The 15,586-nt window shown below is 70.5% G+C and carries 1 protein-coding gene; it reads left to right on the forward strand.

Annotated elements, in window-relative coordinates; translation table 11 throughout:
• Nucleotides 1-47: 47 nt before the first annotated feature.
• The gene (locus TGR7_RS03220) at nt 48-11,912 is read left to right on the forward strand and encodes a leukotoxin LktA family filamentous adhesin (RefSeq protein ID WP_012637232.1); all 11,865 of its coding nucleotides are present in this window, start codon (nt 48-50) and stop codon (nt 11,910-11,912) included.
• The last annotated feature ends 3,674 nt before the right edge of the window (nt 11,913-15,586 follow it).

Consider the following 15,586-nt stretch of genomic DNA (forward strand, 5'->3'; position numbering starts at 1 on the left):
TCACATTGGCTGGCCCGGTTCTTGCTGGGCTGCCCTGGCAAGAGGCAATGGGGCGACAACAACAAAAAAGGCGTGCCATCAGGGGCCGACGCGCAGACAGGTGTGGTCGAGAGACCACGCCCGCCGGCGTTTTCCCACGCTTTCGCCCCCATCCCCTGAGCCTCGCCGCGCTGGCGGCCTTCGGCGCGGCCCCGGGCCTGCTCCAGGCGGATGGGAGCCTGGGCATCGTCCCTGACGGACGCACCCAGACCCACCTCGATCAGTCCACCCCCGGCATCACCCACATCCACACGGACACGGTCCGGGGTCACAACGCCTTCAATTCCTTCCACCATTTCCAGGTGGGAGAAGGCCACACCGCCAATCTCCATCTCCCCCAGTACACCCGCAACCTGATCAACCTGGTGCACGACAGCCGGGTGGTCATCAACGGCACGCTCAACAGCTACAAGGACGGCGCGATCGGCGGCAACGTGGTGTTCGCCGACCCCCACGGCTTCGTGGTGGGTGCCGGTGGCCAGGTCAACGTGGGCAGCCTGGCGGTGGCCACCCCCACCACCGCCTTCATGAATCAGCTGATTGCGCCGGATGGCGGCATCAGCGACAGCCACGTGGCCCGCCTGCTGGAGGGCGACATTCCGGTCTCCGCAGACGGCCTGATCAGCATCCAGGGGCAGGTCAATGCCACCGATGCCATCCTGCTGCTGGGCCATCAGGTGCAACTGTCGGGTGGTCTCAACACACGTCTGAGCGACACCGAGCATCAGGTCCTGTTCAGTAGTGCGGTGAACGTGGAGGGTCTCGGACTGGGTGCGGATGTGCAGATTGCCGACGGAGACATCGTCATCGTCGCCCGAGATGATGTCTCTATATCCGGCGACATCAGCGCCCGTGGTCGCAGTGGCCGATCCGGTGGAACGGTACTGGTCACTGCCGGCGGCCATGTCACGCTGGAGAGCAGTGCCCGCCTGGATGTCTCCGGTGAAGGTGCCGGTTCCGATGGGGGCACCCTTGTGGTCTATGGCGAGTCCTCCGCCACCGTGCTTGGTGCGGCCGAACTCAAGGCGCGTGGCGGCGAATCCGGTGATGGCGGGTTCATCGAGGTGAGTGCCGGTGACCAGATCCGCATCCAGGGTGGCCGCTACGACGCCGGGGCCAGCAACGGTGCCCTGGGCCAAATCCTGTTTGATCCCTACGACATCTATGTGGGGGTGTCCGACACGGACATTGTTCAGAGCGTGGACCTGTTCCTCACGGGCAATGTGACCTGGATTGCCAGTGAAAGCATCACCATTGCTGAGAATGTCACCTTCAGTACCCGTGATCTCGCCTCCGGAGATCACGAGGCCGGGGTGTCGGCCGGGGATTCGGGCAACATCCATTTCATATCTCCGAACATCCTCATCGAGGAAGGGGCTCGGTTGTTTGCCCACGTGGAAGAGGGCAGTAGCTACCAGGCCGGGTCCATCACCCTGGAGGCGCTCAAAGGCGATCAGACCCGTCTCGGTGTGGCCACTTCCGCTGCGCGGATCGATGTTCACGGGGAACTGCGCGGCGGGGATATCAATCTCATCGCCCATGCGGCCGCCCGGGTCAGCGAGGACGCCACGGACACCAACGCCCTGCGGGGGCTGGCCACGGACCTGCTGGATGGCCTGCTGGACCTGGTGCCCCAGTTCGACATGGGCTTCGGCATCGCCGACGCGGTGGCCAGCATCGTGGTCCACGACACCGCCGTGCTGGAGGCCAGCGGCGACATCCACCTGGATGCCCGTGCCACCCGCGAGGTGAGCCTGGAGGCGGGTGCCGTGGGCGACCTGGCCGGGGTGGCGGCCCTCTACGGTGAACTGCGGGGCGAGACCCGGGCGGAGATCCGTGCCGGGGCCCAGGTCAGCGCCGGCGGCCAGCTGGCGGTGCAGGCGCGCAGCGACAACACCCTGAACCTGGATGCCGCCACCCGGGCCGGTGACAACGATGTCTACTTCGCCGGGACCCTGGCCATCGGCATCGCCGACGGTCTCGAGACCGTCGCCTCGATCGCCCTGGACGCACCGGCGGATGGCGATCATGCCGGGGATATCCTGGTCTGGGCGCGTACCGACAACGATTTCCGCATCAGCGCCCTGAACGAGGCCAGCCCCGGGGGTTCCGTGGGACTGGCCGCCGCCGTCCTGGATGCCTCCACCTCCAGCCGTGCCGGCGCCGAGGGCGGGATCCGCGTGGGCGGCGATCTCACCGTGATCGCCGAGTCCGATACCGCCGCCCGCCAGGTGGCTGCTGCGACCGGTGCCCCGGACGGGGGTGGCGGCGACGGCGAGGGTGCCAGCGCCGAGGGTGACAGCGGCGCGGTTGCCGAATTCATCCAGGGATTCCAGGGCAAGCAATCCGAGGGCATCGAGTCGGGCGGGGACGGCCCCGGCGGACAGGACAATGGCGGCCTGCCCCTGGACCTGGGCGCCGCCGTAGCCGTCAGCCTGGGGGGCGCGTCCAGCGAGGCGCGCCTGGGTGATACCACGCTGGAGGCCGGCGGCGACGTGGCACTGATCGCCACCACCCACGAGCGGAATCTTTCCACCCATGCGCTGAGCGGCGCCAGTTCCGCCGCCGAGGACGGTAGTGGCAACCCGCTGGCGGTCAGTGCCGCCGTGGCGGTCACCGACCTGAGCCTTGGCGCCAGTGCCGTGATCGGCCCGCAGGCCTCCGTGAACGCCGCCCGCGTGGGGGTGCTGGCCCAGGTGGACCTGCCCCTGAGAGGCGCCTGGGGCGAGGACGAGAACACCGGTTCCCTGGACAACCTCACCGGCGAACAGCCCGAGGACCTGGCGTCCTACCTCACCAGCCATGCCTCGGCCTCGGTGGAGGCGGGCGAAGACACCCAGGTGGGCCTGGGCGGCGCGGTCAATTACCTGAACATCGCGGTGAGCACCGAGGCGGCCATCGACGGGGAGGTGACCGCCAGCGGTGCCGCGGGCGCGTGGGAAACGACCGTCGACGGGCGCAGCTTCCACTGGGATCAGGCGGTCAGTGTGACGGCCCGGTCCCGGCTGGAGACCCTGGACGTGGCCGGCAACGTGACCGGCTTCGGCAGCGCTGTGGGCATCGGCGGGGTGTTCAACTGGGTCACCCATGACGTGAACACCCGCGCACGCATCGGTGCCGGTGCGGAGATCGTGACCACCGGCCTGGCGGTCAATGCCGAGGGTATCCATACCCTGATCGCCTATGCCCCGGTGAGCGGCAGCGGCGACGGCGGCAGTCTTGGTCTGGGTGCCGCCGGCGTGTATGCCGGGCTGAAGACCCGCACCACGGCCGAGGTGCAGGACAACGCCCGGGTGAACGTGGATCGCCCGGTCCCCGGCAGCCCGGATCCACTGCCCCCGACACCGGACAACGTGGCGGTCATGGCCCTGGGGCGCAACACCCTGGAGGTGGCCAGCGCCAGCATCGCCGCCGGCCAGCAGACCGTGGGCCTCTCCGCCACGGTCGCCTATGGCGACCTGGACGTGGAGACCACCGCCCGGGTGGGCAGCGGCCAGGGCCTGAACGCCGCGGACCTGGTGATCCATGCCCGCAACGACAATGACCTGAGCGTCTCCGCCGCCGCCAGCAGCGAGGGCACGGCGGCCCTGGGCATCGCCGCCGCCATCGCCGACGTGAACACCGTGACCCTGGCGGAACTGTCCCGGGACGTGACCCTGGACGGCGGGCTCACCCTGGCCGCCGAGTCCAGCACCGCTCGGCTGGCGGTGGCCGCCGAGACCTCCGTGGCCGATGCCGAGGCCGCCGACGAGGGTGCCGCGACGGCGGACAACGATCAGGGCAGCACCCGTTTCGTGGCCGACCGGACCCAGGGGGCCTCGGACCAGGCGGCGGCCAGCGGCGATGACGGCCAGGGTGGCAGCAGTCATGCGTCCGCGCCGGGCACCGGTGATGACGGCGGCCTGCCCATCAAGTTCGGTTCGGCGGTGGCCATCAACCTGGCCTCGGAGACGGCGGATGCGCGCATCGGCAACGGCGTCTCCGTGCAGGCGGACGGCGACGCGGTGGTGTTCGCCCGCCGGGAACTGCATGAGCTCGAGACCCGCGCTGTCAGCGCCGCCACCTCCAGCGCCGATGGCGGGGATTCCGGGGCCGGGGATTCGGGTGTCGCCGTGTCCATCAGTGCCGGCGTGGCGGTCGGCATCATCGATCAGCATGCCCGGGCCATCGTGGGCGATCGGGACGATGCCACGGGCGCGGTCAACGCCGATGGCGTGCAGATCAGTGCCGCCCGCCTGGGGGTGGGCGCCGAGTTGCTGGTGCCGGCCCGGGATGAGCAGGCGCCGGGGCTCGATGATTTCATGGGCGAGTCGGACCCCGATACCGGGGCACTGAACGGTCATGCCAGCGCCACCCTGTCCGGGAGCGGTGACACGGTCAGCCTGGCCGGCGCGGTGAACTACCTGGATCTCAGCAGCGCCGCTGAGGCGCGCATCGGCAGCGGCGCCATCCTGACCCTCGCCGCCGACGGCGACCCGGACGGTTGGTCCGCCAGCCTCGCCGGCGAGGAGCTGGCGGCCTTTGCTGCCGTGCTCGACGTGGCGGTCCTGGCCCGGGTGGAGACCATCACCGTGGCCGGCAACCAGGCCGAGACCGGCAAGGTGGGCATCGGCGGCGCCTTCAACTGGGTGCAGCAGGATACCCGGGTGCTGGCCGAGGTGCTGGCCGATCAGGTGAGCGCCGGTGGCGTCGACGCGGACCTGCGGGTGGCGGCCGAGCGCCGTGACCTGATGGTGGTGCTGACCCCGGTGACCGGCGAGGCGGGCGAGACCGTGGGCATCGGCGCCGGGGTGGCGCTGGGCATGCTGCACGGCGAGACCACGGCGCGGCTGGAACCGGGCACGGAACTCGACATCACTGGCGCCGCGCGGGTCGCCGCCCAGGGTGACAACGAAACCGTGGTGGCCGCCGGGACCTCGGTCAGCGGCAGTGCCCGGGTCGGGTTCTCCGCCACCGTGGCCTACACCGAGGTGCGGGGCGCCACCCGGGCCACTGCCCGGGGCGGTCTGTCCGCGGGCAGCCTGACGGTTGAGGCCCACAACACCCATGACCACGAGACCAGCGCCAGCGCCCAGGTCTCCGGTGGCGCCGCCGTGGGCATCGCCGCCGCCGTGGCGGACATCGCCCCCGAGGCGCTTGCCACGCTGGGCGGCACCGTGGTGGCGGCGGACGGCGTCACGGTGCTGGCCACCTCCACCAGCACCGGCAACCAGGTGGCGGCCAGCACCGTCGCCAGCGGCGGCGAGGAGGGCGAGGAGGGCGATGGCGAATCCAGCGCCGGCACCTCCGGCAATGACCAGGGTTCCACGGACTTCGCCCGCGGCCGGGGCGAGCAGGGTGGCGAGAGCCTGGACGGCCGCATGGCCGGTTCCGGAGATCCGGGTGGCAATGGCGGTGGCGATGACAGCGGCGGCTTCGGTCTGCAGCTGGGTTCCGCACTGGCCCTGAACTTCTCCAGCCAGACGGCCCGGGCCGTGGTGGAGGATGGCTCCAGCGTCACCGCCGCCGACGGCGAGGTGGCGGTGATCGCCCGCACCGAGGACACCGGCATCCGCAACTGGGCCGAGGCCGGCGCCACCTCCCAGACCGAGGACGGCGACACCTCCCTGCTGGTCAGCGCGGCGGTGGCCGTGGGCCTCTACGACTACACCGCCGAGGCCCTGGTCGGGGACAACGTGACCCTCAGCGCCGCGCGCATCGGCGTGGCGGCGGAGGTGTCCCTGCCCCTGGGCGCGAGCCTCGACAAGTGGACGGACCTGGACGGCTGGATCGAGTTCTTCGAGACCAAGCCGGGCCTGAGCGCGGTGGATGACAACATCACCGAGTGGGCCGAGGCGCAGATCGACACCTATGCCAGCGCCACCACCACCTCCAGCGGGGAGTCCATCGACATCGCCGGCGCGGTGAACTACGTGGACTTCAGCAACACCGCCACCGCCTGGGTGGGCGAGGGCTCGGTCCTCACCGCCACCGGCATCGGGACCGGCCCCTGGAGCACCGTGTACGGCGAGGACCGGTCCGTGGCATGGACCCACGGGGTGACGATCACCGCCCACGCCGAGACCGCCACCATCGACGTGGCGGGCAATTTCGATTCCCTGTTGTCGCCGGGGCAGTCCTCCGACGGCGGCAAGCTGGCCCTCGGCGCGGCCTTCAACTGGGTCAACCACGAGAACAAGGTCACCGCCGGGCTGGCCGATCACGTGACCGTGGTGGCACAGGACACGGACCTGGGGGTGCGCGCCACCGCCTTCGACCAGGTCATCGCCATCAGCCCCACCTCCGGCGCCGGGGCCGGCATCGCCGGTAACGGCATCGTCAGCCTGACCCTGCTGGACAACGAGACCGTGGCCAGCATCGGCGAGGGCGCGGACATCACCGCCCGCTCGGTCAGCGTCGAGGCGTCCCAGGCGCTGTCCGTGTGGTCCGTGGCCGGTGCCCTGACCCAGGCGGACAACGCCGCGGTGGGCATCGCGGTGGCCGCCAACGATCTCAACACCACCACCCACGCCTTCATCGCCGGCGGCGTGATCCGTACCGATGACCTGGGCGTTTCCGCCGCCACCTCGGGCCTGGTGGGCGCCGGCGCCCTGGCCGGCGCCCTGGCCGGGGACGCCCCGGGCGGTGTCGGCGAGGCCAAGGGGCTGACCGACAAGGCCAGCGAGAACCTGCAGGACCGCACGGCCGAGACCAATGGGGAGGCCGACGGCCTCTCCGGCGACGATGACGCCATCTTCGCCGAGGGCGAGGCGGAACTGCTGGCGGCCTCCGAGGACGGCGAGGACCCCAACAATCCCGATTACGCCGAGGATGGCCGCCTGTCCGAGTCCGACCGCCAGGGCGGTGCGGAGGACGAATTCCTGGCCGACAACACCCGGGCCAAGTCCAACACCGGCTCCAATGATCCGGACCAGAAGAATTTCGGCATCGCCGTGTCCGGTTCCGGCACGGTGAACCTGTCCAGCCTGGAGACCCGCGCCTGGGTCTCCGGCGTGCAGGTCGAGGCCCTGGATGCGGGCATGGTGGACGTGACCATCAGTGCCCTCAACGACACCGACCTGATCAGCGTCTCCGGCGCCGGCGCCCTGGTGCGTGCCGGCAAGAACGCCGACGGCCCGCAGGTGGCCTTTGCCGGCGCGGTCGCCTACAACGTGCTGGCCAACACCACCGAGGCGGCGCTGCGCGACAGCACCCTCAGTGACGCCGGCGGCGTGAACGTCTCCGCCATCACCTCCGGCGACCAGATCGCCATCGCCCTGGGCCTGGCCGCGAACACCGCCGCCAGCGACAGCAAGTCCGCCAGCCTGGCCGGTTCCGTGTCCATCGCCCGCACCCGCAACCAGACCCTCTCGGGCATCTACAACAGCAGCCTGGACGGGACCGGCAGTGGCGACCTGGCGGTGCTGGCCTATGACCGTTCACGCATCGCCTCGGGTGGCGGTGCCCTGACCCTGGGCGGTGCCATCGGCGTGGGTGCCGCGGTGAGCGTGAACCTGATCGGCAACGGGATCGATGCCGTCATCGAGGGCGGTCGGGTCGAGGGCTTCGAGGATGTGGCGGTGCGCGCGCTCAGCGCCAGCCGCATCCTGGGTCTGGCCGCCATGGTGGGCTTCAACAAGGGCCGACTGGGCTTCGGCGGCTCGGCGGTGTTCAACCAGGTGCGCAACACGATCCATGCGGGCATCGTGGAGGGCGCCGAGGTGGGTGCTGCGGGTGATGTCATCGTCACCGCCGCCGGCACCGACCTGGAGCCCGCCGCCGTACAGGCCCTGGGCCGCCGGGACAGCGGCGTGGATTTCGACGCCGGCGACACGCCCCTCACCAACCCGGACTACCAGGCCAGCGAGGAAGACGGCTCCCTGGACGAGGCCCCGCAGATCGGCGGCGCCGAGATCCGCGGCGAGGCGATCATCGGCATCGCCGGTACCATCACCGGCAGTTCCAAGGCGGCCATCGGCCTGTCCTTCGCCGGCAACTGGGTGGAGAGCAGCTACACCGCGCGCATCGACCAGGCCACGGTGCAGGCGGGCGGCGAGGTCAGCGTCACCGCCGCCGACAGCGCGGTGATCATCGGCGTGGGCGTGGGTGGCGGCGCCTCGGGCAAGTTCGCCGGCATGGGCGCCGGGGTGGCCAACGTGATCCGCTCCAGCGCCGAGGCCTCGGTCATCGGCAAGCCCGGATTCGGCGGGGCGCTGGACGTGGACGCCGGCGGCCTGAACGTACTGGCCCTGAAGGAATCGGACATCTATTCCCTGGCCGGTGGCTTCGCGTTCTCCTCCAAGGCGAGCATCGGCGCGGCCGTGGGCTACAACGAGATCACCACCACCACCCGCGCGCGCATCGAGGACGCCCGGGTACGGGTGGACGAGGCCATCCACGTGGATGCCCTGTCCACCTCCGGCATCTACGGCGGGGCCATTGCCGGTGCCGGGGCCGGTACCTTCGCCCTGGGCGGCTCGGTGGTCATCAACCGCATCGGCCAGACCGTGGATGCCGGGGTCAGCGGCAGCACCCTGACGGCGGACAGCCTGCGGATCAATGCCGGCGACAGCGACGACACGCGCACGGCGGACATCTGGGCCCTGTCCGGCAACATCGCCGGGGCCGGCAAGGTGGCGGTCGGCGTGGCCGTGGCCTACAACGAGATCGGCGGCTGGACCGGTGGCAGCGCCAATGCCTTCACGGCCGGCGTGGACGGCTCCACCCTGATATTGAGCGACCAGCTGGAGGTGCGCTCGGGCGCCCGCTCCAACGTGCAGACCCTGGCCGCCACCGGCGCCTTCGCCGGCAACGTGGCCGCCGGCGCCTCGGTGGCGGTGAGCAACATCGGCACCCGGGTCGAATCCGCGATCACCGACAGCCGGGTCAATGCCAGTGGACAGCCCGGCGCTGGAAGCCTGGATGTCACTGTCTCCGCCCGGGATGCCTCCACCATCCGTGCCGCCGCCGGCTCCCTGCAGGGGGCCGGCAAGGTGGCCGTGGGACTGGCCACGGCGGTCAATCGCATCGACACCGCCGTGGATGCGCGCATCAGCGGCAACCTGGCCGGCGATGAGATCCGCGCCCGCAACGTGGTGGTGGACGCCTATTCCGAATCCACCATCCAGACCCTGACCGCGGGGCTATCCGCCGCGGGCAAGGGGGGTGTGGCGGGTTCCGTGTCCGTGAACCTGCTGGGCGGCAGCGTGGTGGCGGCGATCGACAATGGCGCCCGGGTGCACGCCCTCAACAACGTGGGGGTGCTGGCGGAGAACCGCGACGTCATGAACGTGGTGGGCGGCGGTCTCGCCTTCGGCCTGTACGTGGGTGCGGCCGGTTCCGTGGCGGTGAACCTGATCAGCAGCGAGACCCACGCCTACATCGACGGGGCCCAGGTGACTGCCCTGGCCGCGATCGACGGCGACCTGCTCACGGTGAACGACGGCAGCCTGGCCAACCGGCCCCAGGTGATCGCCATCGACCGCACCGGCGAGCACCAGGCCAGCGCGGACAGCTATGCCAGCGGCATCAGTTTCAATGCCCTGACGGAGAACACCCGCCAGGTCCACGGCCTGGCGGTGAACGCCACCTCCACCCAGCGGGTGGGCGTGGCCGCCGGCTCCGCGGGCTTCGCCTTCAACCCCAAGGGCTCCGTGGGCCTGGCGGCCACGGTGAACGTCAGCGAGGTGGGCGGCGAGACCGGCGCCTGGATCCGCAACGCCCAGATCAATCCCGATACCACCGGCGCCGGTGCCGGGCAGACCGTGGACGTCAAGGCCAGCAGCCACACCCATAACTCCAGCGCCGTGCTGGGGGCCGCCGGCGCCCTGGTGGCCGCCGGTGGCGCGGCCACCGTGGACGTCATCGACCGCAGCACGCGGGCCTACCTGGAAGGCGGCAGCGTGCAGGCGGAGCGCGTGGCGGTACAGGCCCGCTCCACCCAGGGGGTCACCGCCATCGCCGCCGGGTTCACCGTGGGCGGGGTGGGACTGGCCGGCAGCGCGCCGGTGGTCCTGGCCAGTGCGGAGACCGGCGCCTGGATCGACGGCACCGAGGTGCGTGCCGTGGATCTCACCGTGGACGCCGCCTCCGATGCCGCCTTCAGCCTGATCGCCGGTTCCGCCAGCGGCGGTGTCCTCGCCGGGGCTGCCGCCATCGGCTTCCTGCAGAACGACAACCTCACCCGGGCGTACATCCAGAACAGCCGCATGAGTGTGGCGGGCAACACCGCCGGCATCGATGTCACCGGCGACCTGGTGGTGCAGGCCAGCGCCCACACCACCGTGAACACCTTCGTGGCCGGCGCCTCCTACGGCAGCACCGGTCTGGCCGGCATGGCCTCGGTGCTGCTGCTGGACGGCACCACCGAGGCCTGGATCTTCAACAGCGACGTGGGCCTGGTTTCCGGCGGCGCCGGCAGTGTGCGCGTGGCGGCCTCGGACAGCCTGTCCGTGGATGCCATGACCGGGGGTGTGGCCCTGGGCGGCAATGCCGCCGGCGCGGCCGCCGCCGTGCTGCTGGGCGGCAGCAGGACCGAGGCGGCCATCAGCCGCAGCGATCTGCAGGTGCGGGGCGACGTGGACGTGATCGCCGAGCGGGACTGGAACATCGATCTGCTCACCATGTCCGGCGCACTGGCCTCCGGCGCCGGCCTGGGCGGCGCCGCGAGCGTCATCCTGCTCGGCCAGGGCAGTGCCGGCGCGCCCATCATCGGTGAACTGAACCAGGGCGGCAGCGGTACCCTGAGTTCCGTGGATGCCCTGACCGGTGCGGCGGTGTACGAGGACGACGAGGCACTGCTCACCCCGGAGGAACAGGCACGTCTGCAAGGCGGCAGCGGTGCGCGCAGTGCGGCGCAGCGGGTGAGCAGCGGCCGTTACAACGGCGTGAAGGCCCTGGTGGACGACCAGACCCGTATCAACGCCATCGGCCCGGGCGCGAACCTCACGGTGCAGGCCACGGACCGGACCCGAACCCTGTCCACCACCGGCGCCGTGGGCCTGGGTCTGTCCATGGCGGGCGTGGGTGCGGGTGCCGGCGTGACCCGGATCTACACGGTGGTGGAGGCGGCGGTGAGCGATGCCCAGACCATCCAGGGCTTCGACTCCCTCCTGGTCAGCGCCTCGGCCCTGGATCGCGGCAACGGCCCCGCCGCCCGGATCGACGCCCTGGCAGGCGGCGGTGGTGCCGGGCTGGGCCTGGGCGCCGCCTATGCCGATGCCCGCATCCAGAACACCGTGAGCGCGACCCTGGGCGGCCAGGGGATCGAGGCCGGCAGCATTCTGATCCAGGCCGAGGACAGCACCAGCGTGCGCACCGACGCCAAGGGCGCCGGCGGGGCCTTCGGGATCGCGGTGGGCGTGGCCCTGAGCCATGCCCAGAAGACCAGCACCGTCACGGCCGGCGTGGCCGCCGGTGCGCAGATCGACAACCTGCCGTCGCTCGACATCGAGGCCACCAGCAGAGGCCAGGTGAGCGCCAGCGCCACGGCCCTGGCCGGCGGCGTGTTCGCGGCGGGCGCCGGTGCCGATGTCTATGCCCCGGGATGCCGCGACGGTCAATGCCGGCATCGGTGCCGGCGCGACGGTCAACCTGAGCCCTGGCGGCAGCCTGTCCGTCGATGCCCGCGCCGAGCCCGGCGCCCGGGCCGAGGCACTCGGCGTGAGCGTGGGCGGCAGCGCCGCGGTGGGCGTGTCCCTGGCCGAGGCGGTGGCCGCCACCCAGGTGAACGCCTTCCTGGGCAGCGGTGCCAGCATCACCGGCACGGGCCTGGATATCGCCTTCCGGGCCATCAGCGAACCCGCGGGCGGCGGTCACGGGGCCTGGGCCCGGGCGACCGCGGGCGCCGGATCCGCGCTGCTGGCCGGCGCCGGTGCCGACGCCCGTGCCCGTGACCAGTCCCAGGTCAATGCCTACGCGGACGCCAATGCCTCGATCCTCAGCCCCGGGAGTGCACCGGGGGCGGTGCGCTTCGAGGCCACCGCCAGGCCGCGTGCCTACGCGGAGGGCACGGGCATCAGCGTCAGCGGCGCCCTGTCCATCGGTGTGGCCCTGGCGGATGCCCTGGTCGCCACCCAGGTCAACGCCTGGCTGGGCAACGGCGTGCGGATCGAGGGCGACGACACCAGCCTGCGCCTGGTGGCCACGGCGGTGCCCGGCGGTTCCCGCGCCGCCGAGGCCCAGGTGACCGCCGGCAGTGGCGCGCTGGTGGGTGCCACCGGGGCGCGCGCCACGGCGCGCAACAGCGCCCAGGTGCGGGCCTACACGGGCAGTGATGTGCGCCTGCCGGGTGGCAACGTGGAACTGCGCGCGGTCAACACCACCGACCAGCTGGCCCAGGGGCGCGCCACCACCATCGGTCTGCTGGCGGGCGGCGTGATCAATGCCAGCGCCAGCTCGAACACCCAGACCCACGCCTGGCTGGGTCAGGACAACCGGGCGGCTGGCGAGCGCGTCGGCCACATCGACGTGCACACCTTCGGCGAGAATCGCGACCAGGCCGACGCCACTTCCGGCACCGGCGGCGTGGTGGCCGGTTCCGCCGCCTCGGTGAGCACCTCGAGCCTCGCCAACAACAGTGCGCGCATCCTGGGTGGTCACGGGGCGCCGCTTCGGGTCGGGCAGGTGAGCGTCAACGCCACCCAGCAGACCCGCTTCAGCGGCACCGTGGACAGCACCCGCGCCTCGGTGGCCGGTGCCAGCGGCGCCCGGGCGAGCCACACGGTGAACAGCACCGTGCTGACCCGGGTGGACGACAACGCCGACATTCGCGCCAGCAACGTGATCCTCACGGCCAACAATGTGATCCGTCAGGTCAACCGGGGAGAGAACATCTCCGTGGCGGCCGGTGGATTCCTCAACGGTTCCGCCGGCCGCGCCGACGCCACCATGATCGCCGACACCCGGGTGGAAATGGGCCGGGGCGCGCAGGTGGACGCCAGCGACGGCCAGGGCGGTGGCGATATCGTGGTGAACGTGCGCAACGACATCGTCGCCTATCAGTACGCCAAGCTCGACACCGGCGGCGCCGTGGACATCGCCCGGGTCGAGTCCCACATCACCAGCAGCAACATCGGCCGTGTGATCTTCGAGGAGGGCGCACGGGCCTCCGCCGGTGGCGATCTGAGGGTGGGCGTGCGCACCGATGCGGATATCGAGGCGCGGGGCAATTCCCGTACCCATGGCGGCGCCGGTTTCGCCCAGGGCCGGGCCACCGCCTACCTGACGACGGATCACCTGATCCAGGTGAGCGGGGGCGCGACCCTGGAGTCCGGCGGCAATCTGCACCTTCTGACCGGTTACGACGCCAGCGGCGGCCGGGGCAATCTGACGGCCTATGCCCACGTGTACGTGTGGAACAAGACCGCCCTGCCCATCCAGACCGATCCCTATGCCCACGCCAACCTGGTGAGCACCAACGGCATCGACCTGCAGGCGAACAGCGTCGTGATCGCCGGGGTGGACGGCAACCTGAGGACCAGTCAGGGCAGCTACTCGGCCCGGGGCGAAGGGCGCGGCAAGGACCTGTATCGGGAGGTGGCCGAGCGGGTGGGCAACTTCTTCGTCGGCATCGCCAACACCTTCGGCGCCAACGTCCCCGAGGTGAACCTGGAGATCAAGAAGGACAGCCGCTTCCTGTCCGCCAACGACTGGATCCGTGTGGATGGTCAACTCACCGTCGGCACCGCCACCTACGAATACCTGATCGTCACCGCCGACGAGAGTCAGCCCTTCGGCCTGCGGGTGGAGACCAGCCGCGGCGTGCAGGTGAACGTGAGCATCGTCGATATCCGCGATGAACTCCAGGCACAGCTGGACCAGTGGCAGGAGATCATCGACCTGTTCGAGGAGATGAGCGGACAGCCGGGCTACGCGGACCAGGACAAGTCACAGTTGTGGATCGCCGTGGCCCAGGCCCAGACCCTGGAGGCGCAGCTGGCGGCCCTGGACAGCGGCGAGACCACCGTGGTGCAGGTGGATGTGGCGAACATCACCGCCCGTGCCGGCGAGCTGTACATGGAGACCTCCACCCTGACCGGCGGCGGTCACATCACCCTGGCGCCCAAGCCGGACAACCTGCCCGAGTTCATGCAGCCCGAGGGCGCGCCCAGTGTGCTGCTGCTCAACCGCACCGATGCCTTCCTGCGCACCAACGACATCACCATCGAGTCGGGTACCGGACGTATCACCCTGCTCACCCGCAACAACGTATTCGGCATTCCCGTGCCCCAGGTCGTGGATCTCACCGGCCAGAGTGTATTCGGCGGCATCGGGATCACCAGCCCGGGTCTGGTGGGCAGCCAGGGCGAGGTGGTCATCGTCAACGATTTCGATCCGCCCGGCGGCGTGAGCGGCATCCCGCCCTGGATTCGCCTGGAAGGCAAGATCAGCAATCCCGGCGGACTGGTGGAGGTGATCAACCGCCGGGGCACCATCATGACCACCGGCGAGATCGACGCCGGCACCCTGAACATCCGCGCCGGCGGCGACTTCGTGCAGCTGTATCGCCCGGGGATCGACGATATCGGCGGGCGCCAGGCCGATGGCGGACGCATCGTCGGCGGGCGCATCTACATCAATGCCCAGTACATCAACATCAACGGCCTGATCCAGTCCGGCATGCCGGACTGGACGGTGACCTTCACCCAGGATCACCAGGATCTCATGGACGCCCATCTGCAGGGCTGGCTGGGTGAGAGCGAGATCACCAATCCCTGGTACAGCTGGCTCAGCCAGTGGCTGAGCGGCAGCCTGCTGCGTGAACTGTTCGGCGTGGTGGGCGGCGAGGCCGTCGGCTCCCGCAACGTGGATCCGCTGCTCAAGCTCACCGGCGGCGAGGGCCGGGAGATCAACTGGGGCGAACTGTCCGCCTACTACAATGCCGAGACCGATCGCATCGAACTCACGCCGGAGGCGGTGGGCGGTGGCTACGTATTCCTGTTCGGACACATCCTGAGCACCGGCTGCGAGAACAACGACGTGGGCTGCGGCATCCAGGTGCGCAGCGGCTTTGGCGACATCAGCGTCTACAACGAGACCAATCGCGAGGTGGTGCTGCGCAACCTCAACGTGGGCGATCCGGTCAACGGCGTGGTGGAGATCTGGGACACCGGCAAGGCCGATCTCCAGGGCAATCCGTGGCTGACCTACCTGGAGCACGACTACCAGAGCGACGTCATCACCCGCACCGAGGCCCGCCTCACCCTGGAGTTCCAGGAGGTGGGGACCAATGCGGCGGGTCAGCCGATTACCGAGGCGGTCGTCGTGCCGGTGAACCCCGACGTGGTCACCATCGACGGGCGGGAGACGGTCTATACACCGGCCCAGGGGCTGTCGATCCTGACCTATGAGGGCCAGCGTTACGTGCTGCCCACCTGGCTGGCGCAGCTGCACCAGAACGTGGCCGACATCGGCCGCTGGTTCGGCATCGATTTCGGTATCGAGACCCAGCGGGCCGACCTGCCCGTGGAGGTCAAGTTCATCGGCAACAGCGCCGGGCGCATCCTGGTGGATTCCGTCAGCGGCGTGATCATCGACGGCACCCTGCGCAATCCCGAGGGCACCACCA

The sequence above is a fragment of the Thioalkalivibrio sulfidiphilus HL-EbGr7 genome, assembly GCF_000021985.1.
In the GTDB taxonomy this organism is placed as follows: Bacteria; Pseudomonadota; Gammaproteobacteria; order Ectothiorhodospirales; family Ectothiorhodospiraceae; genus Thioalkalivibrio_A; species Thioalkalivibrio_A sulfidiphilus.